Source organism: Marinobacter koreensis (genome assembly GCF_023156285.1).
Taxonomy (GTDB): Bacteria; Pseudomonadota; Gammaproteobacteria; order Pseudomonadales; family Oleiphilaceae; genus Marinobacter; species Marinobacter koreensis.
In genome coordinates this window covers 26,306-47,613 of sequence record NZ_JAKZAJ010000007.1, presented here as the reverse complement: position 1 = coordinate 47,613, position 21,308 = coordinate 26,306, and the positions used below count along the sequence as shown (strand labels likewise).

The window sequence follows — 21,308 nt, the reverse complement described above, 5'->3', positions numbered from 1 at the left end:
ATCAGATTCCCAGCCATGCCTTATCCAGGCTCAGAGTGCGCACGTCAATGACGGCCTCCCCTTTGGGCCAGTCACCAGCCGTGTATTCCAGCCGGACCCACCCAAGGCGATCATCAAGAGACTCGAGTTTTTTCAGATAGGCAAGCACCGCCGGGTAACTCCCGGAGATACGTAGCTCCACCTGATGCGCGTACAAAAGTGGTTCCGACTCACTGTCACTCTGTGCTTTATCGGGTGAGCCACTTTCGGCAAACACCGGTTCAGGTGTTTTGAGTTCGAGGGATTCAAGAACAAGATCGTCCTGGGCAGCCAGGATCTCACGAAGCAAGGCAACCATGGCTTGTGGCGCGATAAGCCGATCCGCGGTCTCGCCGATCTGCCGGTTCAAATCATCGAGCCGCTGGCGCCGCTGAGCGAGTGTTTCCCGCAACGCTTCAGAGGGATCCTCGGACAGCGTCTGCTCCAGGGTCTGCTGCTGGGCCAGCAACTGATCCTGTTGATTCCCGGCAGCATCCAACTGTTGTCCCAGTTCATCACGGGCCCGGTACTGAGGCTCCAGAATCAGAATCCAGACCAGGAAAAGAACCACCACTATGGCGGTAATCGTCATGAGGGTGCGTTCGCGAACAGGCCGCTCATCAAAGCGGTCTGCGCCTTGCTGATACAGATTTTTCAGGTGGCCGATCATGATCCACCCTCCTCACCGGGCCGCGTGGCCACGAAAAACTCGACCGGGCCGCCCTTTTCCGGACGACTCAGACGGAACGAACCAAAGGTGCGTCCGCGAAACTCCGCCGACTGCCCCAGCCGTTCCAGATAGACGGGCACCCGATGGCTGTCACGCGTCCGGCCACGAATTTCAGCATGAAGCGGATCCAGCTCCAGGGTAATTCCGGTAAGCCAGACCTGATCCGGTATCTGCTGTGCCAACGCGGACATCAGGGGGGAAAACGTACCGCTTTGTCCGACCGCAAGCCCGGAGACCCGATCCAGCAAGCGCTGCCGACGGGCCAAAGTGCGGTTGAGACCTTCCAGTTCCGCCTCCAACCCGGGATCGGGTTGGCGCTGTTTCACCGCTTCGGACATCGCAGTGACGGCAGCCTGCAACTGCTCATTACGATGCTGCGTCATTGCCAATTTCGCCTCCAGCTGCCGGCTCTGATAAGACGACCAGACGCTGATCGCAAGAACCCCGACAAACACCACCACCAGCGACAAGACAGCCGTAGTCGCTGTAAGCCGCTGATTCCGCGGGCGCAGTTCACTGGTGTAAAGATTGACTTGCTGAATCCTCATGCAACGCCCCCCACGAGAGCACTGCTCCATGCGGCGATGCACCGGCTATCGAGCGACCCGTCCAGGCCGAGGGACGCCCAGTCAGGTGTGGCAATCTCGGCGGCCACGTAGGAGGACAACATGGAGGACAAAGGCAGAACGCTGTCCCGGGCGACCAGGAAAATGGTATTCGGGGGAACCTGCCCCATCTGGCTCTCGTAATAATCGAGAGACCGCTGGATCTCCAGCGCCAGCGTCTGTACCGCACTCTCCTGACGGGCCGCATCACGCAGCTCATCGTAAGAGACATCGAGCCGACGGGACAGATAGAGGGTTTGGCCCCGACAGATAACAAGCTGACCGTAACCCTCACGCAAGTGGACCAACGCGGTGCTCCGGTCAGTACCGGACATCCGGGCCACGAGATTGCGCAAAGCCAACTCCGCGATATCCACGCGTTCCAGTTGCATGCCGCAGTCCAGTACCAGGGCCGCCAAATCGCTCACCAGCGCTTTTCGAGCCGCCACCACATTGGCCAGTTCTCCACGGCCTCTGGCGCCATCGCTGGGGAAAGGAAAAACGTCTGAGACAGCATCCGAAGGGCTGAAATCGAGCAGATCCTTGAGCTTCCACTTCAGGGCATCCGCCAATTCGTCTTCTTCGATACCCTCGGGCCGTTCCATCTGGAAGACCTGGTACTGATCCAGCGGCAGAACCAATGTGGCGACTGCACCTGCCCAGCCATTCTGTTCGACCAGGGACTTTAGGGTTTCCCCTCGTCTGGCCGGCAGACATTCGGAAAAACCGGAGCGGGGATCAGGGCCCTGAACATTCATCGCCCAGGCAATCCCGTCGGGACGCACTTCGAGGGAAACGCGTTGGGTGGCGCGCCCTGGCCGAAACATGTTTTTCAGTTTTTGAAACAAGGAAACGCTGCCCATGGATACAGACTGGAAGATGAAAGCACTCGCACGATCCGGTTTATTATTATTGGCCAAAAAACGGCCATTTACAGTGGGTTACATGATAGATCAAAAAATAACCCTAACTCTACGTTTTTTGATCGATTTCACGTCTTTTTGCAGCAGCGTTACAAAAAAGCCCCCGCAAACGCGAGGGCTTTTCAACAAGGCGATGAAATGAATACGTCAGAACGGAATGTCGTCATCGAAGTCGTCAATCGGTTCCGGCATACCACCGCTCTGTGACGGCTGGCCATATCCGCCCGCCGGGGCCTGCGAAGGTCCTGACTGGGGCGCCGCCGCAGGCTGACTGGTCTGCTGAGGACGTCCTGCCGGCGCGCCCTGGGACATACCACCTTCACCACCTCGACTATCCAGCATCTGCATCTGCCCATTGATATCGACAACCACTTCGGTGGTGTAACGATCCTGGCCATCCTGACCCTGCCATTTCCGGGTTTGCAGCTTACCTTCGATGTAGACTTTGGAGCCCTTCCGAAGGTACTGCCCGGCCACTTCCGCTACCTTGCCGAACAGAACGACCCGGTGCCATTCGGTTTTCGGAACCAGCTGCCCTGTCTGACGATCCTTGTAGCTCTCATCGGTGGCCAGGTTCAGATTAACCACCGCATTACCATTCGGGGTGTAGCGGGTATCCGGATCCTGTCCGAGATTGCCAATAAGAATGACCTTGTTTACGCCTCGTGCCATCGTATGCTCCTGACTGAAGTTTCTGGGGAGCCCGCACTCCTTGCGGGCTTCCGGATCTCAAAGACTGTTACCCTGCCGGACAAATGCCAGTTCAGCAAGCCGTCCTTCATCGAACTCCTGCCGGTCGATTTTGAGATAGGCAGTTGATGCCTCCTCGACAATGACCACATCCCGCACTCCCGGCAGTTCGCGGAGGCTCGCGTCCACATCGTCAAACCGGCCGGACACGGCTTGCTGCAACTGTACCATGAAACTGGTCGTGTAGCCCGGCGTCGGCATCGTGAGAGCTACCAAAAGCCAGACCAGAAGCACCGCAACCATCAGCCCCACCACGCCGGACACACCAATAGACTCCAGCATCATACCGCCAAGGGAACCGCCAATGAATGCTCCCAGGAACTGGGAGGTGGAATAAACCCCCATGGCCGTGCCCTTGCTCGCCGCCGGCGCTTCCTTACTGATCAGTGACGGCAGGCTGGCCTCAAGAAGGTTGAACGCCATGAAAAAGAAGAACAGGACCACCCAGGCAAATACCAGGCTGTGGCGAAGATTCGACAGCGCACCGGCGGCGGCCGTCAACAAGGCAATGGCGCCACACAGAATCGCTTTCATCTGCCTTTTTTTCTCGCCAATGATGATAAATGGAATCATCGCAAAGAACGACGTCACCATCACGGTGAGATAGAACCACCAGTGCGAGCTGCTGGCCAGCCCCAGCTTGTCCTCAAGCACGGTCGGGAACACAAGGAAGAGGGAAGTCAGCACCAGATGGAGGGAAAAAATTCCGAAGTCGAGACGCAGCAAGCGCCCTTCGCTCAGCACCCGCCCCAGCATCTCCCGTGCCGGCTGAGTATCCGCGCTGGCACGCTGCTGATGCGGCGTTGGCACCACCTGGTGGACAATCACCAGCGCAACGAGGGATAACACGCCGGTGGCGTAGAAAATGCCGGACAGCCCGAAGTGCGAGCCAATCAACGGCCCCAACACCAGCGACACCGAAAACGACAGGCCAATGGACATACCCACCGTCGCCATGGCCTTGGTACGCTCCTCCTCGCGGGTAAGGTCACTCAACAGTGCCATCAAAACACTGGCAATCGCACCCGACCCCTGTAAAACCCTTCCCGCAATCACCACGTATATTGAATCGGTGGACGCGGCAAGCAGGCTGCCGATCGCAAACAGGATCAACCCAATGTAGATCATCCGCTTACGACCAACTCGGTCAGATAGCATGCCGAAGGGAATCTGAAGGAGTGCCTGGCTCAAGCCGTAGGCACCGATGGCGAGACCAAGCAGCGCCGGTGTTGCGCCCTGGAGGTCCTTACCGAGCAGCATGAATACGGGCAGCACCATGAACAGGCCCAGCATGCGCATCGCGTAAACGGACGCCAGAGCAGAAACAGAACGTTTTTCCAGTGCATTCATCGCAGTGGGTACCTCAGCCGCGGAGTGAAAGCCAATGGCCAGGAAGCGTGGGGCTTCCCGCAGGGCGCGCATTGTAACAGAAGCCGCGTTGGCGAGGGACTGACGGCATGCCATGAGTCATTTGCGGTTTCACGACCACTATGATAACGCGGTATAATTTTCGTTTTTTTCGACCTGAGAGGTGTTATGGATCATATCCAGATCAAGGGAGCCCGTACCCATAATCTGAAAAACATCGACCTGGATATGCCGCGGGACAAACTCATCGTGATCACAGGCTTGTCCGGATCCGGCAAATCCTCTCTCGCCTTCGACACACTCTACGCCGAAGGCCAAAGGCGCTACGTCGAATCCCTGTCCACCTACGCGCGACAGTTTCTGTCGATGATGGAAAAGCCCGACGTGGACCACATCGAGGGGCTGTCGCCGGCCATCTCGATCGAGCAGAAGTCTACGTCTCATAACCCGCGGTCAACCGTCGGCACCATCACCGAAATCTACGACTACCTCCGTTTGCTGTTTGCCCGTGCCGGGGAACCGCGCTGCCCGGACCACGACCAGCCTCTGGAGGCCCAGACGGTCAGCCAGATGGTCGACCAGGTACTGGCCATGCCCGAAGGCAGCAAGCTGATGATCCTCGCACCGGTGATTCGGGACCGGAAAGGGGAACACCATCAGGTTATCGACAACATGCGGAGTCAGGGCTTTATCCGGCTACGAGTCGATGGAACCGTTTACGACATTGATGACGTTCCCGAGCTCGACAAAAAACGCAAACACCAGATCGATGTGGTGGTAGATCGGTTCAAGGTTAAGGAGGGCCTTGAACAACGCCTGGCAGAAAGTTTCGAGACCGCCCTGGAGCTGTCCGACGGCATCGCCCTGGTTGCGCCCATGAGCGGCGACGGCGAAGAGCACACCTTTTCCGCACGCTATGCCTGCACTCAATGCGGCTACTCCTTGAGCGAGCTGGAACCGCGACTGTTTTCATTCAACAACCCGGCCGGTGCATGCCCCACCTGCGACGGCCTGGGCGTGAAACAGTTCTTCGATCCCGAAAAGATCATTCAGCACCCGGAGGCAACCCTTGCTCAGGGCGCCATCAAGGGCTGGGATCGTCGAGCCGTCTATTACTTCCAGATGCTGAGCAGCGTTGCAGAGCACTACGGCATGGACCTGGACACGCCCTGGGAAGACCTCCCGGACAGCTTCCAGTCGGTTCTACTCCATGGCTCCGGCAAAGAGAATATCCCGTTCCGGTACGTCAACTCCCGTGGCCAGATCATGGAGAAGGCCCATCCGTTCGAGGGCATACTACCCAACCTTGAGCGTCGGTACCGTGAAACCGAATCCCAGAGCATGCGCGAGGAACTGGCCCGGAACCTGAGCACACAGCCCTGCAAGGACTGCCACGGTTCCCGCCTGCGCCGCGGCGCTCGCCACGTATTTATAGAAAACCGTAACCTGCCGGCCATCACGCATTTGCCAGTCGGTGAAGCCCATGATTACTTCGAGCAGCTCGCCCTGCCCGGTCGCAAAGGCGAAATTGCGGAGAAGATCCTCAAGGAAGTCCGGGAAAGGCTGCAGTTCCTCGTCAATGTCGGCCTCGAATACCTCACCCTGGAACGCAGCGCCGACACCCTCTCGGGGGGCGAAGCCCAGCGGATAAGGTTGGCGAGCCAAATCGGGGCAGGCCTCGTGGGCGTCATGTATATACTGGACGAGCCTTCCATTGGCCTCCACCAGAGGGACAACGATCGCCTGCTGGCGACACTCACCCACCTACGGGATCTCGGCAATACCGTGATCGTGGTTGAACACGACGAAGATGCCATCCGGGCGGCCGACTATGTCATCGACATCGGCCCCGGAGCTGGCGTCCATGGCGGTCATGTTGTGGCCCGAGGCGCACCCGGTGAAATCATCGCCAACCGGGAATCCCTCACTGGCCAGTATCTCAGTGGCGAAAAGGAAATCGCCGTTCCCGAAACCCGCAAGACGGGCTCCGGGAAGACCCTGACGCTGACCGGCGCAACCGGTAACAACCTCCAGGACATCACGCTGAATCTGCCCCTTGGCGTAATGACCTGCATTACCGGCGTATCTGGTTCCGGCAAGTCCACCCTGATCAACAGCACCCTTTACCCGGTCGCGGCGGCAAAGCTGAACAAAGCCACCAGCCTGACCCACTCACCCTATAAATCCCTGAAAGGACTGGACCACCTCGACAAGGTCATTGATATCGACCAGAGCCCGATCGGACGAACCCCGAGATCCAATCCTGCCACTTACACGGGCCTGTTCACCCCTATCCGGGAACTGTTTGCGGGCACCCAGGAAGCCCGTTCCCGGGGCTACAAGCCAGGACGCTTTTCCTTCAACGTGAAAGGCGGGCGATGCGAGGCCTGCCAGGGCGATGGCGTGATCAAGGTGGAAATGCACTTCCTGCCCGACATCTATGTACCGTGCGACGTCTGCAAGGGCAAGCGGTACAACCGGGAAACCCTGGAAGTCCGTTACAAGGGCAAGAACATCAACGAAGTGCTGGAAATGACGGTCGAGGAAGGCCGCGAATTCTTCGATGCGGTCCCCTTCCTGGCCCGGAAGCTCCAGACCCTCATTGACGTGGGCCTGTCCTACATCCGCCTGGGGCAAAGCGCAGTCACCCTGTCCGGTGGCGAAGCGCAGCGGGTGAAACTGGCCAAGGAACTGTCCAAACGCGACACTGGCAAGACCCTGTACATTCTGGACGAGCCCACTACCGGCCTCCACTTCTATGACATCCAGCAACTGCTCAATGTTCTGGAACGGCTACGCGATCATGGCAACACCATTGTGGTGATCGAACACAATCTGGACGTCATCAAGACGGCCGACTGGATTGTAGATCTCGGCCCCGAAGGCGGCTCTGGCGGCGGCCAGATCATTGCCGAGGGAACGCCGGAGGACGTTGCCAAAAGCCCCGCGTCCCACACCGGTCGTTACCTGAGGCCCATGCTGGAGAAGTAACCGACGGGCAAACCACAGCTCTGTCGGTGCGGGGGTGAGGGTGTATTTTCTGCCGGGAAAAGATGTCTGAGCGAAGCGAGTTGTTTTCCCAAAGAAAAGACACCCTCACCCCCGCACCAGCCACCCAAGCTCTCAGGCTACCAGCCATATAAAACCCAGACACAAAAAAACCGGGATCCTGACGGAACCCGGTCTTTTTGTCGTTGGCCAAAGCCGAGGCAATTAATCCTCGTCTTCGTCCACCTCTTCCGCTTCGACATCCAGAGGACGACCAACCAGCTCGACGAATGCCATCGGGGCATTGTCGCCAGCACGGAAGCCGCACTTCAGGATGCGGAGGTAACCCCCCGGACGGTCGCTGTAGCGCGGGCCCAGCTCATCAAAGAGCTTGGCAACCGCAGCATCGTCGCGCAGGCGGGCAAATGCCAGACGACGATTCGCAACCGAATCTTTCTTGGAAAGCGTGATCAAAGGTTCCGCTACCCGACGAAGCTCTTTGGCTTTCGGCAGCGTTGTTTTGATCAGCTCGTGTTCAACCAGTGACGCAGTCATGTTACGGAACATGGCCTTGCGATGCGCACTGGTCCTGCTGAACTTACGACCACTCTTACGATGACGCATTGCTCTGATTCCTTACCTTAAACTAATCGGCGATTAACCGCCCAGAACCCGGTCGTCGCCACGAAGGCTAGCCGGCGGCCAGTTATCAAGACGCATGCCCAGAGACAAACCACGGGACGCCAGAACGTCCTTGATCTCTGTCAGCGACTTTTTGCCAAGGTTAGGCGTCTTCAGCAGCTCCACTTCGGTACGCTGAATCAGATCGCCGATATAGTAAATGTTCTCAGCCTTCAAGCAGTTAGCTGAACGCACTGTCAATTCCAGATCGTCGACCGGGCGCAGGAGGATGGGATCTATTTCTTCCTCTTCCTCAACACGCTCGGGCTCTTTCTCGTGATCGAAATCAACAAACACCGCCAGTTGCTGCTGGAGAATGGTTGCCGCCCGACGAATCGCTTCTTCCGGGTCAATCGTGCCATTCGTTTCCAGGTCAATCACCAGCTTGTCCAGATCGGTCCGCTGCTCAACCCGCGCACTTTCTACGGCGTAGGCCACGCGACGAACCGGGCTGAAAGTAGCGTCCAGCTGCAGGCGTCCGATGGCGCGAGTCTCGTCCTCGTCAAGGCCACGCTGGTCTGCCGGCTCATAGCCGCGACCACGGGCGATACGCAGACGCATGTTCACTTCACCGTTTTCACTCAGGTGGCAGATCACATGATCCGGATTCGCGATCTCAACGTCGTGATCCAGCTTGATATCGCCGGCTGTTACAACACCCGGGCCTTTCTTGCTGAGCGTGAGCTCGGCTTCGTCCCGGCCGTTCATTTTCACGGCGACGCCCTTGAGATTCAGAAGAATCTCAATGACATCCTCCTGGACACCCTCGATGGCGCTGTATTCGTGCAGGACACCGTCGATCTGCGCTTCAGTAATGGCGCAGCCCGGCATCGATGACAAGAGAATACGGCGCAGTGCACTGCCCAGAGTGTGGCCGAAACCACGCTCCAGAGGCTCGAGAGTCACCTTCGCACGCGTTGCGCTGGATTCCTTCACGTCAATGGTACGAGGTGTCAATAACTCATGTACTGAACGCTGCATAGACGCCCCTATCTGCTATCGTTGCTTACTGGACTTTACTTGGAGTAAAGCTCGACGATGAGGTTCTCGTTGATGTCGGCCGGCAGTTCAGTACGCTCAGGCACTGACTTGTAAACGCCGGACATCTTGTTGGCGTCAACCTCTACCCAGCTTACCGGTGCACGACTTCCGGCCAGATCCAGGGCACCTTTAACGCGCAACTGGTTTTTGGCCTTCTCGCGCACGCTCACAACGTCACCTGGCTTAACCTGGTAGGACGGGATATTCACCGCCTTGTCATTTACCAGGATCGCCTTGTGAGAGACGAGCTGACGGGCTTCTGCACGGGTCGAACCAAAACCCATGCGGTATACAACATTGTCCAGACGACCTTCCAGAAGCTGAAGCAGGTTTTCACCTGTTGCGCCCTTGAGACGCGCAGCTTCCTTGTAGTAGTTGCGGAACTGCTTCTCCAGTACGCCGTAGATACGACGGACTTTCTGTTTTTCACGAAGCTGTACGCCGTACTCGGACAGACGACCGCGACGCGCGCCGTGCATACCCGGCGGAGTCTCGATGTTGCACTTCGAATCGAGCGCGCGAACGCCGCTCTTCAGAAAAAGATCTGTCCCTTCACGACGAGACAGCTTGCACTTCGGGCCTATATAACGAGCCATATTTCACTGTCTCCTGTGTTAGACGCGGCGCTTCTTGGGCGGACGACAGCCGTTGTGGGGAATCGGCGTCACATCAGTGATGTTGGTAATCTTGTAGCCACACGCATTCAGCGCGCGAACTGCAGATTCACGTCCGGGCCCAGGACCCTTAACCTCTACATCCAGGTTTTTAAGGCCGTATTCAGCAGCCGCGTTACCGGCTCTTTCAGCTGCTACCTGCGCAGCAAAAGGTGTACTCTTACGTGAGCCGCGGAAACCGGAACCACCTGAAGTGGCCCAGGACAGAACGTTGCCCTGGCGGTCCGAAATGGTCACGATAGTGTTGTTGAAGGACGCGTGGATGTGCGCGACGCCATCAACAACCGTCTTTTTCACCTTTTTACGGGTACGTGTACCTGGCTTTGCCATGTTTGCCTACCTGTTACTTGCGAATAGGTTTGCGAGGACCTTTACGGGTGCGGGCGTTGGTCTTGGTGCGCTGGCCACGGACCGGAAGGCCATGACGATGACGCAGACCACGGTGGCATCCGAGATCCTTCAAACGCTTGATGTTCATCTGTACTTCACGACGCAGATCGCCTTCGACAGACACCTTTCCGACTTCAGTACGAAGTGCTTCAAGCTGCTCGTCGGTAAGGTCCTTGACCTTGACGTCCGGCTTGACGCCGGTTGCATCGCAAAGCTTCTGGGCTGTTGTCTTGCCAACACCAAAGATGTAGGTGAGCGAGATAACAGCATGTTTGTTATCGGGTATATTGACACCGGCTATACGTGCCATCCAAATTACTCCGCGTTCAAAGCTTTGCTGTGTGAATTTTCCGCCACAAAAAGGGCGCGAAATAATAGCGCCTGACTCGCATCCGAGTCAAGCGCCACTATTCCGAACCCCATTTGCAATGTCAGAACGTTTCCCGAAGGAATCAGCCCTGGCGCTGCTTGTGACGAGGCTCCGTGCAGATGACTCGAACCGAGCCATTGCGACGAATTACTTTGCAGTTACGGCAAATTTTCTTTACCGAAGCGCGTACTTTCATTGTCGACTCCAGTTTTCAAGGGGAACGGGACTTTTACCCGTTCCGTCCATAGCCCTTGAGATTGGATTTCTTCATCAGCGATTCATACTGATGAGACATCAGGTGTGACTGCACCTGTGCCATAAAATCCATCACCACGACTACCACAATCAGCAGCGACGTACCGCCCAGATAGAAAGGTACATTCCCGGCCACCATCAGGAACTGAGGGAACAGGGATACTGCTGTAATGTACATTGCACCGAACAGCGTCAGGCGGGTCAGCACGCCATCAATATATTTGGCAGTCTGCTCGCCCGGACGAATGCCCGGAATAAAGGCGCCGGAACGCTTGAGGTTATCCGCAACTTCCTTCGAGTTGTACATCAGTGCCGTGTAGAAGTAGCAGAAGAAAATCACTGCTGCTGCAAACAGGATGATGTACAGGGGCTGACTCGGCGCCAAGGCCTGGGACAACTCGCCCAACCACTCCATTCCTTCGCCCTGACCAAACCATTGCCCCAGCGATGCCGGAAACAGGAGGATTGATGAGGCGAAGATCGGCGGGATCACGCCGGCCATGTTCACCTTCAGGGGAAGATGGCTGGATTGTTGAGCAAATACCCGACGGCCCTGCTGACGCTTGGCGTAATTGATAGTCAATCGGCGCTGACCGCGCTCCATGAAAACCACAAAGCCAATTACAGCCACAGCAAGAATCGCAATTCCCAAAACCACCAGGAGGCTCATCTCGCCATTGCGGGCCTGCTCAAGCGTCTGGCCGATCGCACCGGGCAACCCGGCGACAATACCGGCAAAAATCAACAGCGAGATGCCGTTGCCAACGCCCCGCTCGGTGATCTGCTCACCCAACCACATCATGAACACGGCACCACTTACAAAAGAGACAACCGCTACGAAGTGGAAACTGAAGCTATCGGTAAAGGTGACCCCCTGAGAGGCCAACCCCATGGAAATACCGGCGCCCTGAACAAGCGCCAGAATGACCGTACCGTACCGCGTATACTGACTGATCTTGCGACGACCAGCTTCGCCTTCCTTCTTCAGCTGCTCAAGCTGCGGACTGACCGCAGTCATGAGCTGCATGATAATAGAAGCCGAAATGTACGGCATGATACCGAGTGCGAAGATACTCATGCGCTCAAGCGCACCACCGGAAAACATGTTGAACATGCTCAGGATCGTACCCTGATTCTGCTCAAACAGTGCCGCCAGTCGATCGGGATTGATACCTGGCACCGGAATATGGGCACCGATCCGGTACACCAGCAATGCCAGAAAGACAAACCAGAGCCGCGAACGCAGCTCTGCAAGTCCTTTTCCCCCGCCCGCAGGCAATGATGCTGTCTTGGCCATTTAGTCCTCGACTCGCCTTAGTCTTCGACTTTACCGCCCGCGGCAGCAATTGCCTCGCGTGCGCCTTTGGTGACCCGCAGGCCCTTGACGGTTACCGGACGAGTCAGTTCGCCAGACAGGATAACCTTGGCTTCCCGAATCTCCTCACGGATCACGTCAGCCTTCTTCAGAGCCTCCAGATCAGCAACGTCGCCATCGACTTTCGCCAGTTCGTTCAGGCGAATTTCCGCGACATAGCGCTGCTGACGGGAAGTGAAACCAAATTTCGGCAGACGACGGGCCAACGGCTGCTGACCGCCCTCGAAACCGGGAGCTACGGAGCCACCGGAACGGGACTTCAGACCTTTGTGACCACGGCCGCCGGTCTTGCCGAGACCGCTACCGATACCACGACCAACGCGCTTGGCGTCGGGACGTGAACCGGGTTCCGGAGCAAGTTCGTTCAGACGCATCTTAGTTCTCCTCAACCCGTACCAGGTAATTTACCCGGTTGATCATGCCGCGAATGGAGGGGGTGTCCTCCAGCTCAACGGTCTGACCGATTTTACGAAGACCCAGGCCCTTCACACACAGCTTGTGCTTCGGCTGACAGCTGATCGGGCTGCGGGTCAGTGTTACCTTGATTGTTTTCGCGTTCGCCATGACTTCAACCCAGAATGTCTTCCACGGATTTACCGCGCTTGGCTGCAACGTCCTCAGGCGCCTTCATGGCCTGGAGACCCTTGATGGTGGAACGTACCACGTTCACCGGGTTGGTAGACCCATAACACTTGGACAGTACGTTCTGAACACCCGCTACTTCGAGTACCGCACGCATCGCACCGCCGGCGATGATACCAGTACCTTCAGAGGCCGGCTGCATGAAGACTTTGGAGCCCCCGTGCTGAGCCTTGACCGGGTATTGCAGAGTGGTGCCGTCCAGCGCCACGTCTACCATGTTCTTACGTGCAGCTTCCATCGCCTTCTGGATAGCCACGGGAACTTCCCGGGCCTTACCACGGCCGAAACCAACGCGACCTTTGCCGTCACCCACTACAGTCAGTGCGGTGAAGGCGAAAATCCGGCCACCTTTAACAACCTTGGCGACACGGTTAACCTGAACCAGCTTCTCCTGGAGCTCAGGCGCCTTCTGTTCGTTAACGCTCATCTTCTCCACCTCTTAGAATTGCAAGCCAGCTTCACGGGCCGCATCGGCCAGAGCCTGTACGCGACCGTGGTAGCGGAAACCGGAACGGTCAAACGCAACCTTCTCAATGCCCGCCGCCTTCGCACGCTCAGCAATCAGCTGACCGACTTTCTTGGCGGCTTCCACGTTACCGGTTGCACCCTGGCGCAGTTCCTTATCCAACGTGGAGGCAGATGCCAGCACCTTGCTGCCATCCGCAGTCGTGACCTGAGCGTACATGTGACGCGGCGTGCGATGAACGCACAGACGGTCAGTACCCAGCTCACGGATCTTCATGCGCACTTTGCGTGCGCGACGCAATCTTTCAGTATTCGCGCTCATAGTCCCGCCTTATTTCTTCTTGGCTTCTTTGCGTCTGACCTGCTCATCCGCATAACGAACACCCTTGCCCTTGTACGGCTCGGGCGGACGGAACGCGCGGATTTCTGCAGCGACCTGGCCAACCTGTTGCTTGTCGATCCCGCGAATCACGACTTCCGTGTTGGACGGAGTCTCGGCGGTGATCCCCTCGGGCAGCTCATACTCGACCGGGTGTGAAAAACCCAGAGTCAGATTGAGCTTCTTACCTTGCGCTTGGGCACGGTAACCTACGCCCGTCAGCGTGAGCCTGCGCTCCCAGCCTGTGGAAACACCGGTCACCATGTTGTTAATCAGAGCACGGGTGGTACCAGCAAGAGCGCGGGACTGTTTTGCACCATCGCGGGCAACAAAGCGCAGGACGTTTTCTTCCTGGCTCACTTCGACCGCCTGGTGAATGGTGAATTGAAGCGCTCCCTTGGAGCCCTTCACATTAATTTCCTGTCCGTTCAGCTTAACCTCAACACCGGAAGGCAGCACGACAGGATTATTGGCAACCCTGGACATGTGGTTCTCCTAAAATACGGTGCAGATGACTTCGCCACCCACGCCCGCAGCTCGTGCGGCGCGGTCTGTCATAACGCCCTTGGACGTTGAGACAATCGCGACTCCCAGACCGCCGGATACCTTCGGCAGTTCCCCGGCGCCTTTATACTGGCGCAGACTCGGACGGCTGACCCGCTTGATCTCCTCAATAACCGGCTTGCCGCCGAAGTATTTGAGGGTAATCGTCAGCTCGGGCTTCGCGTCAGCTGAAACAGAGAAATCTTCAACGTAACCTTCGTCCTTGAGGACCTGGGCTACGGAGACCTTCATTTTCGAAGATGGCATCGTCACATCAGCTTTTGATGCCATCTGTGCGTTACGGATACGCGTAAACATATCCGCAAGCGTGTCTTGCATACTCATTGGTATGAGGCTCCTGATCTTTTTAGTTGTGCAGCGGCTTGCCGCACCGCTTACCAACAGGCACCCGGCCGAGGCCAGGCCACCTATCTTACCAGCTTGCCTTGGTCAGGCCCGGAACGTCGCCGCGCATGCCGTATTCACGGAGCTTGATCCGTGACAGCTCGAACTTGCGCAGAACGCCGTGGGGACGACCAGTCACCTGGCAACGATTACGAAGACGTGCGGGACTGGCATTACGAGGAAGCTGCTGGAGCTTGATCTGCGCGTCCCAGCGTTCTTCATCGCTGGTATTCGGGTTCTTGATAATCGCCTTGAGCTCAGCGCGCTTGGCTGCGTATTTTGCAACCATCTTTTCGCGCTTCAGCTCACGCTGTTTCATGGATACCTTAGCCATGTCACTCGTTCCTTTATTTCTTGAACGGAAAGCCGAAGGCTTTCAGCAGTTCGCGACCTTCGTCGTCGGTATCAGCCGTGGTGGTGATGGTGATATCCAGCCCGCGAATCTTGTCGACCTTGTCGTACTCGATTTCCGGGAAGATGATCTGCTCACGAACACCCATGCTGTAGTTACCGCGTCCGTCGAAGGACTTCGGGTTCAGGCCACGGAAGTCACGAATGCGGGGAACCGCAATGTGAACCAGGCGATCAAAGAAGTCCCACATGCGCTCTCCGCGCAGCGTGACTTTACAACCGATCGGCCAACCTTCACGGATTTTGAAACCCGCTACGGATTTCCGGGCCTTGGTGACCACCGGCTTTTGACCGGCCAGACGCTCGAGATCGGCGACAGCGTTCTCGATCAGCTTCTTGTCACCTACTGCTTCACCCACACCCATGTTGAGGGTGATTTTTTCGATACGCGGCACCTGCATAACGTTCTTGTAGCCGAACTCCTTCTGCAGGGCGGGTACCACTTCCTTACTGTACTGCTCTTTACTGTTTAGCATCGTAACCACCACCGCTTACTGGTTATCGACGGCTTCATTCGTGGATCTGAAGATCCGCGTCTTGCTGCCGTCTTCCTTGGTCTGGAAGCCAACACGATCGGCTTTGCCGGTCTGCGGATTGAAGATAGCCACGTTGGAAACCTGGATAGGTGCTTCTTTCTCGACGATGCCACCCGGGGTGCCCAGCATCGGGTTCGGCTTGGTGTGCTTCTTGATCATGTTGATCCCGGAAACAATCACCTTACCATCGTCCTGAACTTTCAGGACTTTACCACGTTTGCCTTTGTCTTTGCCCGTTGTGACGATGACTTCGTCGTCTCGTTTGATCTTTTTCATAACCGGCCTCTGGTCCTTTAAAGTACTTCGGGTGCCAGTGAGATAATTTTCATGAACTTCTCATTACGCAGTTCACGGGTAACCGGTCCGAAGATACGGGTACCAATCGGTGCGTCCTGATTGTTCAGAAGTACTGCCGCGTTACCGTCAAAGCGGATCAAAGACCCGTCCGGACGACGAACACCCTTACGGGTGCGCACGACTACAGCTTTCAGGACCTGGCCTTTCTTCACCTTGCCGCGGGGAATGGCTTCCTTGACGGTCACCTTGATGATATCCCCGACGCTGGCATAACGCCGGTGTGACCCGCCCAGGACCTTGATGCACTGAACCTGACGTGCACCACTGTTGTCCGCGACTTCAAGCATTGTTTGAGTCTGAATCATGGTTGTTCTCCGGGCGAATTACACCTTCGATGCACGTTCGGTAACTTCAACCAGGGCCCAGCTTTTGGTCTTGGAGACCGGGCGGGTTTCCTGGATTGTTACACTGTCACCGATGTTGCACTGGTTGCTCTCATCATGAGCGTGGATCTTGGTAGAGCGCTTCATGTACTTTCCGTACAGCGGGTGCTTAACCTGACGCTCGACCAGAACCACGATGGACTTGTCCATCTTGTTGCTCACGACCTTCCCGCTCAGAGTTCTGGCAGTTTGGGTAGCTTCGGTCATGTCACTGTCCTGCCTTTTCGTTCAATACTGTTTTCACGCGAGCGACGTCGCGCTTCACCTTGCCGAGAAGGTGAGACTGATTCAGCTGACCTGTCGCCTTACGCATGCGCAGGTTGAACTGCTCCTTCAGGAGGTCGATCAGCTCTTTGTTCAGCTCCTCGACTGACTTTTCACGCAGCTCTGTTGCTTTCATCACATCACCGTCCTCGTTACAAAGGTGGTCTGTACCGGCAGTTTGGCCGCGGCGAGAGTGAAGGCTTCACGTGCCACATCTTCGGCAACGCCTTCCATCTCATAGAGCATACGGCCAGGCTGGATCTCAGCCACCCAATATTCGACAGAACCTTTACCTTTACCCATCCGTACTTCGAGCGGCTTGCTTGAGATCGGCTTGTCCGGGAACACCCGGATCCAGATCTTACCGCCCCGCTTGATTCGACGGGTCATGGTACGACGCGCTGCCTCAATCTGGCGCGCAGTTATACGTCCACGACTGGTCGCTTTCAATCCGTATTCACCGAAGCTCACCTTGTTGGCACGGTGAGCAAGACCGGTGTTACGGCCTTTCATTACCTTGCGGAATTTGGTGCGTTTTGGTTGCAGCATAAGAGTGCCCCTTTACTTAGAACCTTTCTTCCCAGAGGCTTTCTTGTCAGCACGGACCTGCTCCATACCACCAAGAATCTCACCTTTGAAGATCCATACCTTGACGCCGATGATGCCGTAGGTAGTTTTCGCTTCGTAGGTCGAGTAATCGATGTCTGCACGCAGTGTGTGCAGCGGAACGCGACCTTCGCGATACCACTCTGAACGGGCAATCTCAGCGCCCCCGAGACGACCGCCTACCTGAATCTTGATACCCTTGGCGCCTTGACGCATGGCGTTTTGAACCGCGCGCTTCATGGCGCGACGGAACATCACACGGCGCTCCAGCTGACCGGCAACGTTCTGCGCTACCAGGCGGGCATCCAGGTCCGGCTTGCGGACTTCCTCGATGTTGATGTGCACAGGCACACCCATCATGTCGCTGACTTCGCGACGCAGACGGTCAACATCTTCGCCCTTCTTACCGATAACAATACCGGGGCGGGCAGTATGGATCGTGATCCGGGCGTTCTGAGCCGGGCGCTCGATCACAATCTTGCTGACAGACGCCTTAACCAGACGCTTGTCCAGAAACTCGCGAACCTGAATATCATTCAGCAGGTTCTTGGAGTATTCCTTCTTGTCGGCATACCAGACTGAGTTGTGCTCTTTGATCACACCCAGGCGAATGCCGGTTGGATTTACTTTATGACCCATCTGAGCATCTCCTACTTGTCGGCGACCTTGACGGTGATATGACAGGTGCGCTTGAAAATACGGTCAGCGCGCCCCTTGGCTCGAGCTTTGATGCGCTTGAGCGTTGGGCCCTCATCCACCATAACGGTGGAAACCCGCAGATCATCTACGTCCAGACCTTCGTTGTGCTCAGCATTGGCAATCGCAGACTCAAGAGCTTTCTTGATGACTACGGCCGCCTTTTTTGGGCTGAAAGTCAGAATGTTCAGGGCGTCCTCAACCGCCTTGCCGCGTACCTGGTCAGCGACAAGACGTGCTTTCTGAGCTGAGAGGCGAGCGCCCTTGTACTTGGCTGCTACTTCCATTTCTATTACCTCAGAATCAGCGTTTAGCTTTCTTGTCGGCCGCATGACCACGATAAGTACGCGTTGCCGCGAACTCACCCAGCTTATGTCCAACCATATCTTCGGTGACATAAACCGGCACGTGCTGCTTGCCGTTGTGGACTGCAATGGTCAGGCCTACCATCTCCGGAAAGACTGTTGACCGGCGGGACCAGGTTTTAATGGGCCGCTTGTCGTTAGCTTCCAGAGCTGCCTCGACCTTCTTCAACAGATGCAGGTCTATAAAAGGACCTTTCTTCAAAGAACGTGGCACAGCAAATTACCTCTATGTAGTCGTTTACTTGGCCGAACGACGACGTACTATCATCTTGTCAGTACGCTTGTTCTTACGAGTCTTATGCCCTTTGGTCGGAACACCCCACGGAGTAACCGGGTGACGTCCGCCAGAGGTACGCCCTTCACCACCACCATGCGGGTGGTCAACTGGGTTCATAGCAACACCACGTACTGTTGGCCGTTTGCCGCGCCAACGTGATGCACCCGCTTTACCAAGTTGCTTGAGGCTATGCTCACTGTTGGACACTTCACCCAACGTGGCACGGCAATCTACAAGCACCTTTCGCATTTCACCTGAACGCAGGCGGATGGTGGCATATGCACCTTCACGCGCTACCAGCTGTACGGATGCGCCCGCGGAGCGAGCCAGCTGGGCACCTTTGCCAGGCTTGAGTTCGACGCAATGGATCACAGAACCGACCGGGATATTCCGGAGCGGCAGAGTGGAACCCACCTTGATCGGCGCGTCGATACCGGAGCGCACCGGGTCACCGATCTGCATTCCTTTGGGAGCGATAATGTAGCGACGCTCGCCATCGGCATACTTCAACAGTGCGATGTGCGCAGAGCGGTTCGGATCGTACTCCAGGCGCTCAATGATCGCCGGAATACCATCTTTGGTCCGCTTGAAATCGATAACACGGTAGTGCTTTTTATGACCACCACCAACGTGACGAGTGGTAATGCGACCAAAATGGTTACGACCACCCGACTTGCTCAGAGTTTCTACCAACGGCTCGTAGGGGCGCCCCTTGTGCAGATCCGGGTTGTAAAGCTTTACAACGTGGCGGCGTCCGGCAGATGTTGGTTTGGTTTTGACGATCGGCATATTACGACCCCTTTACCTTATTCCACATCCAGAAAATCGATGTCCTGACCTTCTGCCAGCTTGACGTAAGCCTTACGAATGTCATTACGCTTGCCGAATCCGCGGATAGTGCGCTTGAGCTTACCCTTGCGGTTCAGAACCTGAACACCTTCTACGGTGACGTTGAACAGCTGTTCAACGGCTTTCTTGATCTCCGGCTTGGTCGCGTCAGGTGCTACACGAAACACTACCTGACCACGCTCTGCTGCCAGAGACGCTTTCTCTGATACGTGCGGCCCAAGCAGGACCTTGTAAATACGTTCCTGATTCATCCCAGCATCTCCTCGATCTTCTTCAGAGCGGGAACAGTCACCACGACGTTCTCGAAGGCAACCAGGCTGACCGGATCAAGCCCTGCAACATCACGAACATCCACGTGGGGAATGTTGCGGGAAGCGAGATGCAGGTTCTGCTCGACATTTTCGGACAGGATCAGCGCATTGGAGACACCCAGATCCTTCAGCTTGGCGTTAAACGCCTTGGTCTTCGGGCTTTCGACATTCATGTCGTCGACCACCACGAGACGCTCCTGGCGAACCAGCTCAGAGAAAATTGAGCGCATCGCCGCACGATACATCTTGCGGTTGACCTTTTGCTCGAAATCGCGGGGCTTGGCCGCAAACGTAACACCACCTGAACGCCAGATCGGGCTACGGATAGTACCCGCACGGGCACGACCGGTACCCTTTTGACGCCAGGGCTTTTTGCCACCACCACTGACTTCGGAACGTGTCTTCTGAGCCTTGGTACCCTGACGACCAGCAGCCATGTAGGCAGTGACGACCTGATGAACCAGGGACTCGTTGAAATCTTTGGCGAACGTAGCGTCGGAAACAGAAATTCCCTTGCCGCTACCAGTAATTGTCAATTCCATCGCACCGCTCCTCAGGCTTTGACTGCAGGCTTGATGACAACGTCGCCGCCAGTTGCGCCAGGAACGGCACCACTTACCAGCAGCAGGCTGCGCTCGGCGTCAACACGGACGATCTTCAGGTTCTGCACGGTAACCTGCGCATTACCCATCTGGCCCGCCATCTTTTTGCCCTTGAACACCTTGCCCGGAGTCTGGTTCTGACCAATGGAACCCGGAGCACGGTGGGACAGGGAGTTACCGTGAGTCGCGTCTTGCATGGAGAAGTTCCAGCGCTTCACACCACCCTGAAAGCCCTTACCCTTGGACTGACCAATGGCATCGACCATCTGACCATCTTCAAAGATGGACGCGCCGATTTCGCCACCAGCAGCAAGCTCTTCACCTTCGCCGTCGGCAAGCCGGAATTCCCAGACACCGCGACCAGCTTCAACGCCTGCTTTGGCGAAATGACCGGCCTCAGCCTTGGTAACACGTGAGGAACGACGGGTGCCTACCGTGACCTGAACGGCCCGATAGCCATCGCTTTCGAGAGTCTTAAGCTGGGTAATCCGGTTGGGCTCAACCTCAATTACCGTTACGGGCAACGCTTGCCCGTCTTCCGTAAAAATACGGGTCATACCGGCCTTCCGGCCGACAACACCAATTGCCATGTTTCACCTCTTAAGTGTACGGGGCTCGCACCCTCTATGGCCTTATGACAGTTACACAGACTAATACCGGGCGGTATTAGCCGAGGCTGATCTGAACGTCGACACCTGCTGCCAGGTCCAACTTCATCAGAGCATCTACTGTCTTCTCCGTCGGCTCAACGATGTCGAGCAGACGCTTATGCGTACGAATTTCATACTGATCCCGCGCGTCTTTGTTGACGTGCGGAGAAATCAATACCGTGTACTTTTCCTTCCGCGTCGGCAGAGGGATTGGGCCACGCACCTGAGCGCCGGTCCGCTTGGCGGTATCGACGATCTCCTGCGTGGACTGGTCGATCAGGCGATAATCAAACGCCTTCAACCGAATTCGAATTTTTTGGCTTTGCATGATGCACCAAACTCCACTCGTAGCAGCTACTGTTTAGCCGACCTTCAAAAAAAGGAGCCGCATTGTATGCA

The 21,308-nt window shown here is 56.5% G+C and carries 34 protein-coding genes; 1 reads left to right on the top strand and 33 read right to left on the bottom strand.

Annotation, left to right across the window (positions count from 1 at the left end; all coding sequences use genetic code 11):
- Position 1 precedes the first annotated feature (1 nt).
- From gspM to MLD04_RS16975, 5 genes are all read right to left on the bottom strand, one after another.
- Positions 2-688, bottom strand: coding sequence for a type II secretion system protein GspM (gspM, locus tag MLD04_RS16995; RefSeq protein ID WP_248160602.1), 687 nt, complete (start codon positions 686-688; stop codon positions 2-4).
- A complete protein-coding gene (locus MLD04_RS16990; protein WP_248160601.1) occupies positions 685-1,296 on the bottom strand; it encodes a PilN domain-containing protein in 612 nt (203 codons plus the stop codon). Before MLD04_RS16990 ends, gspM begins: the two co-directional genes overlap by 4 nt.
- Positions 1,293-2,180 (bottom strand): type IV pilus biogenesis protein PilM, encoded by an 888-nt coding sequence (locus tag MLD04_RS16985; RefSeq protein ID WP_248160600.1) that lies wholly within the window; start codon positions 2,178-2,180, stop codon positions 1,293-1,295. Before MLD04_RS16985 ends, MLD04_RS16990 begins: the two co-directional genes overlap by 4 nt.
- Positions 2,181-2,423: 243 nt before the next feature.
- Positions 2,424-2,948 (bottom strand): single-stranded DNA-binding protein, encoded by a 525-nt coding sequence (gene ssb / locus MLD04_RS16980; protein ID WP_248160599.1) that lies wholly within the window; start codon positions 2,946-2,948, stop codon positions 2,424-2,426.
- 57 nt (positions 2,949-3,005) lie between these two features.
- The gene (locus MLD04_RS16975; protein ID WP_248160703.1) at positions 3,006-4,376 is read right to left on the bottom strand and encodes an MFS transporter; all 1,371 of its coding nucleotides are present in this window, start codon (positions 4,374-4,376) and stop codon (positions 3,006-3,008) included.
- A gap of 186 nt (positions 4,377-4,562) precedes the next feature.
- Here MLD04_RS16975 and uvrA point away from each other — a divergent pair, with 186 nt between their 5' ends.
- Positions 4,563-7,385: an excinuclease ABC subunit UvrA gene (uvrA, locus tag MLD04_RS16970; RefSeq protein WP_248160598.1), complete on the top strand. Its 2,823-nt coding sequence runs from the start codon at positions 4,563-4,565 to the stop codon at positions 7,383-7,385.
- A 222-nt stretch (positions 7,386-7,607) separates the two neighbouring features.
- Here uvrA and rplQ read toward each other — a convergent pair whose 3' ends face one another.
- The 28 genes from rplQ to rpsJ all read right to left on the bottom strand — a co-directional run bounded on the left by rplQ (position 7,608) and on the right by rpsJ (position 21,237).
- Complete coding sequence (rplQ, locus tag MLD04_RS16965) at positions 7,608-8,006, bottom strand: 50S ribosomal protein L17 (protein ID WP_248160597.1); 399 nt, start codon at positions 8,004-8,006, stop codon at positions 7,608-7,610.
- Positions 8,007-8,039: 33 nt separating this feature from the next.
- On the bottom strand, positions 8,040-9,044 hold the full coding sequence (locus MLD04_RS16960; protein ID WP_008940692.1) for a DNA-directed RNA polymerase subunit alpha: 1,005 nt from the start codon (positions 9,042-9,044) through the stop codon (positions 8,040-8,042).
- Positions 9,045-9,079: 35 nt separating this feature from the next.
- Positions 9,080-9,700 (bottom strand): 30S ribosomal protein S4, encoded by a 621-nt coding sequence (rpsD, locus tag MLD04_RS16955; RefSeq protein WP_008940691.1) that lies wholly within the window; start codon positions 9,698-9,700, stop codon positions 9,080-9,082.
- A gap of 18 nt (positions 9,701-9,718) precedes the next feature.
- Positions 9,719-10,108 (bottom strand): 30S ribosomal protein S11, encoded by a 390-nt coding sequence (rpsK, locus tag MLD04_RS16950; protein WP_007153992.1) that lies wholly within the window; start codon positions 10,106-10,108, stop codon positions 9,719-9,721.
- 13 nt (positions 10,109-10,121) lie between these two features.
- A complete protein-coding gene (rpsM, locus tag MLD04_RS16945) occupies positions 10,122-10,478 on the bottom strand; it encodes a 30S ribosomal protein S13 (protein ID WP_248160596.1) in 357 nt (118 codons plus the stop codon).
- 142 nt (positions 10,479-10,620) lie between these two features.
- Positions 10,621-10,734, bottom strand: coding sequence for a 50S ribosomal protein L36 (rpmJ, locus tag MLD04_RS16940; RefSeq protein ID WP_004580765.1), 114 nt, complete (start codon positions 10,732-10,734; stop codon positions 10,621-10,623).
- 33 nt (positions 10,735-10,767) lie between these two features.
- The gene (gene secY / locus MLD04_RS16935; protein WP_248160595.1) at positions 10,768-12,090 is read right to left on the bottom strand and encodes a preprotein translocase subunit SecY; all 1,323 of its coding nucleotides are present in this window, start codon (positions 12,088-12,090) and stop codon (positions 10,768-10,770) included.
- Positions 12,091-12,107: 17 nt separating this feature from the next.
- The gene (gene rplO, locus MLD04_RS16930) at positions 12,108-12,542 is read right to left on the bottom strand and encodes a 50S ribosomal protein L15 (protein ID WP_248160594.1); all 435 of its coding nucleotides are present in this window, start codon (positions 12,540-12,542) and stop codon (positions 12,108-12,110) included.
- Position 12,543: 1 nt separating this feature from the next.
- Complete coding sequence (gene rpmD, locus MLD04_RS16925; RefSeq protein ID WP_008940687.1) at positions 12,544-12,732, bottom strand: 50S ribosomal protein L30; 189 nt, start codon at positions 12,730-12,732, stop codon at positions 12,544-12,546.
- A gap of 4 nt (positions 12,733-12,736) precedes the next feature.
- Positions 12,737-13,237: a 30S ribosomal protein S5 gene (rpsE, locus tag MLD04_RS16920; RefSeq protein WP_008940686.1), complete on the bottom strand. Its 501-nt coding sequence runs from the start codon at positions 13,235-13,237 to the stop codon at positions 12,737-12,739.
- A 12-nt stretch (positions 13,238-13,249) separates the two neighbouring features.
- Positions 13,250-13,597, bottom strand: coding sequence for a 50S ribosomal protein L18 (gene rplR / locus MLD04_RS16915; protein ID WP_008940685.1), 348 nt, complete (start codon positions 13,595-13,597; stop codon positions 13,250-13,252).
- A 9-nt stretch (positions 13,598-13,606) separates the two neighbouring features.
- Entirely contained in the window at positions 13,607-14,140 is a 534-nt protein-coding gene (gene rplF / locus MLD04_RS16910; RefSeq protein ID WP_008940684.1) for a 50S ribosomal protein L6, read from the bottom strand.
- Positions 14,141-14,149: 9 nt separating this feature from the next.
- Positions 14,150-14,542 (bottom strand): 30S ribosomal protein S8, encoded by a 393-nt coding sequence (rpsH, locus tag MLD04_RS16905; protein ID WP_008940683.1) that lies wholly within the window; start codon positions 14,540-14,542, stop codon positions 14,150-14,152.
- A gap of 88 nt (positions 14,543-14,630) precedes the next feature.
- The gene (rpsN, locus tag MLD04_RS16900; protein WP_248160593.1) at positions 14,631-14,936 is read right to left on the bottom strand and encodes a 30S ribosomal protein S14; all 306 of its coding nucleotides are present in this window, start codon (positions 14,934-14,936) and stop codon (positions 14,631-14,633) included.
- A gap of 13 nt (positions 14,937-14,949) precedes the next feature.
- Positions 14,950-15,489, bottom strand: a complete 540-nt coding sequence (gene rplE, locus MLD04_RS16895) for a 50S ribosomal protein L5 (RefSeq protein WP_248160592.1) — start codon at positions 15,487-15,489, stop codon at positions 14,950-14,952.
- Between the two features lie 15 nt (positions 15,490-15,504).
- Entirely contained in the window at positions 15,505-15,825 is a 321-nt protein-coding gene (gene rplX / locus MLD04_RS16890; RefSeq protein WP_008940680.1) for a 50S ribosomal protein L24, read from the bottom strand.
- Between the two features lie 17 nt (positions 15,826-15,842).
- Positions 15,843-16,211 carry a 50S ribosomal protein L14 gene (gene rplN / locus MLD04_RS16885; RefSeq protein ID WP_008940679.1) on the bottom strand — a complete coding sequence of 123 codons (369 nt, stop codon included), beginning with the start codon at positions 16,209-16,211 and terminating at the stop codon, positions 15,843-15,845.
- Between the two features lie 18 nt (positions 16,212-16,229).
- Positions 16,230-16,496, bottom strand: a complete 267-nt coding sequence (gene rpsQ / locus MLD04_RS16880; RefSeq protein ID WP_248160591.1) for a 30S ribosomal protein S17 — start codon at positions 16,494-16,496, stop codon at positions 16,230-16,232.
- Between the two features lies 1 nt (position 16,497).
- Positions 16,498-16,689, bottom strand: coding sequence for a 50S ribosomal protein L29 (rpmC, locus tag MLD04_RS16875; protein ID WP_008940677.1), 192 nt, complete (start codon positions 16,687-16,689; stop codon positions 16,498-16,500).
- On the bottom strand, positions 16,689-17,102 hold the full coding sequence (gene rplP / locus MLD04_RS16870; RefSeq protein WP_008940676.1) for a 50S ribosomal protein L16: 414 nt from the start codon (positions 17,100-17,102) through the stop codon (positions 16,689-16,691). The genes rpmC and rplP overlap by 1 nt, the downstream gene beginning before the upstream one ends.
- A 12-nt stretch (positions 17,103-17,114) precedes the next feature.
- On the bottom strand, positions 17,115-17,798 hold the full coding sequence (rpsC, locus tag MLD04_RS16865) for a 30S ribosomal protein S3 (protein ID WP_008940675.1): 684 nt from the start codon (positions 17,796-17,798) through the stop codon (positions 17,115-17,117).
- Positions 17,799-17,809: 11 nt separating this feature from the next.
- Positions 17,810-18,142, bottom strand: a complete 333-nt coding sequence (gene rplV / locus MLD04_RS16860; protein ID WP_008940674.1) for a 50S ribosomal protein L22 — start codon at positions 18,140-18,142, stop codon at positions 17,810-17,812.
- A 16-nt stretch (positions 18,143-18,158) separates the two neighbouring features.
- A complete protein-coding gene (gene rpsS / locus MLD04_RS16855) occupies positions 18,159-18,434 on the bottom strand; it encodes a 30S ribosomal protein S19 (RefSeq protein ID WP_007154011.1) in 276 nt (91 codons plus the stop codon).
- A gap of 24 nt (positions 18,435-18,458) precedes the next feature.
- A complete protein-coding gene (gene rplB, locus MLD04_RS16850) occupies positions 18,459-19,286 on the bottom strand; it encodes a 50S ribosomal protein L2 (protein WP_248160590.1) in 828 nt (275 codons plus the stop codon).
- A gap of 17 nt (positions 19,287-19,303) precedes the next feature.
- Positions 19,304-19,597, bottom strand: a complete 294-nt coding sequence (gene rplW / locus MLD04_RS16845; RefSeq protein ID WP_008174862.1) for a 50S ribosomal protein L23 — start codon at positions 19,595-19,597, stop codon at positions 19,304-19,306.
- Positions 19,594-20,199 (bottom strand): 50S ribosomal protein L4, encoded by a 606-nt coding sequence (gene rplD / locus MLD04_RS16840; RefSeq protein WP_248160589.1) that lies wholly within the window; start codon positions 20,197-20,199, stop codon positions 19,594-19,596. The genes rplW and rplD overlap by 4 nt, the downstream gene beginning before the upstream one ends.
- A gap of 11 nt (positions 20,200-20,210) precedes the next feature.
- Positions 20,211-20,849 carry a 50S ribosomal protein L3 gene (gene rplC, locus MLD04_RS16835; protein ID WP_248160588.1) on the bottom strand — a complete coding sequence of 213 codons (639 nt, stop codon included), beginning with the start codon at positions 20,847-20,849 and terminating at the stop codon, positions 20,211-20,213.
- A 76-nt stretch (positions 20,850-20,925) separates the two neighbouring features.
- Complete coding sequence (rpsJ, locus tag MLD04_RS16830; RefSeq protein ID WP_004580743.1) at positions 20,926-21,237, bottom strand: 30S ribosomal protein S10; 312 nt, start codon at positions 21,235-21,237, stop codon at positions 20,926-20,928.
- Positions 21,238-21,308: the final 71 nt, after the last annotated feature.

Bases quoted from the DNA above. Each gene is read 5' to 3' on its own strand.
- rplO (WP_248160594.1), bottom strand. From the start codon at position 12,542: ATGCGTCTGAACGAACTTGCTCCGGAACCCGGTTCACGTCCCGACGCC.
- MLD04_RS16985 (WP_248160600.1), bottom strand. From the start codon at position 2,180: ATGTTTCGGCCAGGGCGCGCCACCCAACGCGTTTCCCTCGAAGTGCGT.
- rpsM (WP_248160596.1), bottom strand. From the start codon at position 10,478: ATGGCACGTATAGCCGGTGTCAATATACCCGATAACAAACATGCTGTT.
- secY (WP_248160595.1), bottom strand. From the start codon at position 12,090: ATGGCCAAGACAGCATCATTGCCTGCGGGCGGGGGAAAAGGACTTGCA.
- gspM (WP_248160602.1), bottom strand. From the start codon at position 688: ATGATCGGCCACCTGAAAAATCTGTATCAGCAAGGCGCAGACCGCTTT.
- rpmJ (WP_004580765.1), bottom strand. From the start codon at position 10,734: ATGAAAGTACGCGCTTCGGTAAAGAAAATTTGCCGTAACTGCAAAGTA.
- ssb (WP_248160599.1), bottom strand. From the start codon at position 2,948: ATGGCACGAGGCGTAAACAAGGTCATTCTTATTGGCAATCTCGGACAG.
- MLD04_RS16975 (WP_248160703.1), bottom strand. From the start codon at position 4,376: ATGAATGCACTGGAAAAACGTTCTGTTTCTGCTCTGGCGTCCGTTTAC.
- rplB (WP_248160590.1), bottom strand. From the start codon at position 19,286: ATGCCGATCGTCAAAACCAAACCAACATCTGCCGGACGCCGCCACGTT.
- rplN (WP_008940679.1), bottom strand. From the start codon at position 16,211: ATGATTCAGACTCAAACAATGCTTGAAGTCGCGGACAACAGTGGTGCA.
- rpsD (WP_008940691.1), bottom strand. From the start codon at position 9,700: ATGGCTCGTTATATAGGCCCGAAGTGCAAGCTGTCTCGTCGTGAAGGG.
- rplE (WP_248160592.1), bottom strand. From the start codon at position 15,489: ATGCTAAACAGTAAAGAGCAGTACAGTAAGGAAGTGGTACCCGCCCTG.
- rplR (WP_008940685.1), bottom strand. From the start codon at position 13,597: ATGAGCGCGAATACTGAAAGATTGCGTCGCGCACGCAAAGTGCGCATG.
- rpmC (WP_008940677.1), bottom strand. From the start codon at position 16,689: ATGAAAGCAACAGAGCTGCGTGAAAAGTCAGTCGAGGAGCTGAACAAA.
- rplV (WP_008940674.1), bottom strand. From the start codon at position 18,142: ATGGAAGTAGCAGCCAAGTACAAGGGCGCTCGCCTCTCAGCTCAGAAA.
- uvrA (WP_248160598.1), top strand. From the start codon at position 4,563: ATGGATCATATCCAGATCAAGGGAGCCCGTACCCATAATCTGAAAAAC.
- rpsK (WP_007153992.1), bottom strand. From the start codon at position 10,108: ATGGCAAAGCCAGGTACACGTACCCGTAAAAAGGTGAAAAAGACGGTT.
- rpsE (WP_008940686.1), bottom strand. From the start codon at position 13,237: ATGAGCGTTAACGAACAGAAGGCGCCTGAGCTCCAGGAGAAGCTGGTT.
- rpsC (WP_008940675.1), bottom strand. From the start codon at position 17,798: ATGGGTCATAAAGTAAATCCAACCGGCATTCGCCTGGGTGTGATCAAA.
- rplF (WP_008940684.1), bottom strand. From the start codon at position 14,140: ATGTCCAGGGTTGCCAATAATCCTGTCGTGCTGCCTTCCGGTGTTGAG.
- rplD (WP_248160589.1), bottom strand. From the start codon at position 20,199: ATGGAATTGACAATTACTGGTAGCGGCAAGGGAATTTCTGTTTCCGAC.
- rpsN (WP_248160593.1), bottom strand. From the start codon at position 14,936: ATGGCTAAGGTATCCATGAAACAGCGTGAGCTGAAGCGCGAAAAGATG.
- rplC (WP_248160588.1), bottom strand. From the start codon at position 20,849: ATGGCAATTGGTGTTGTCGGCCGGAAGGCCGGTATGACCCGTATTTTT.
- rplW (WP_008174862.1), bottom strand. From the start codon at position 19,597: ATGAATCAGGAACGTATTTACAAGGTCCTGCTTGGGCCGCACGTATCA.
- MLD04_RS16960 (WP_008940692.1), bottom strand. From the start codon at position 9,044: ATGCAGCGTTCAGTACATGAGTTATTGACACCTCGTACCATTGACGTG.
- MLD04_RS16990 (WP_248160601.1), bottom strand. From the start codon at position 1,296: ATGAGGATTCAGCAAGTCAATCTTTACACCAGTGAACTGCGCCCGCGG.
- rplX (WP_008940680.1), bottom strand. From the start codon at position 15,825: ATGAAAAAGATCAAACGAGACGACGAAGTCATCGTCACAACGGGCAAA.
- rpmD (WP_008940687.1), bottom strand. From the start codon at position 12,732: ATGGCGAACGCGAAAACAATCAAGGTAACACTGACCCGCAGCCCGATC.
- rpsH (WP_008940683.1), bottom strand. From the start codon at position 14,542: ATGAGTATGCAAGACACGCTTGCGGATATGTTTACGCGTATCCGTAAC.
- rpsJ (WP_004580743.1), bottom strand. From the start codon at position 21,237: ATGCAAAGCCAAAAAATTCGAATTCGGTTGAAGGCGTTTGATTATCGC.
- rplQ (WP_248160597.1), bottom strand. From the start codon at position 8,006: ATGCGTCATCGTAAGAGTGGTCGTAAGTTCAGCAGGACCAGTGCGCAT.
- rplP (WP_008940676.1), bottom strand. From the start codon at position 17,102: ATGCTGCAACCAAAACGCACCAAATTCCGCAAGGTAATGAAAGGCCGT.
- rpsQ (WP_248160591.1), bottom strand. From the start codon at position 16,496: ATGACCGAAGCTACCCAAACTGCCAGAACTCTGAGCGGGAAGGTCGTG.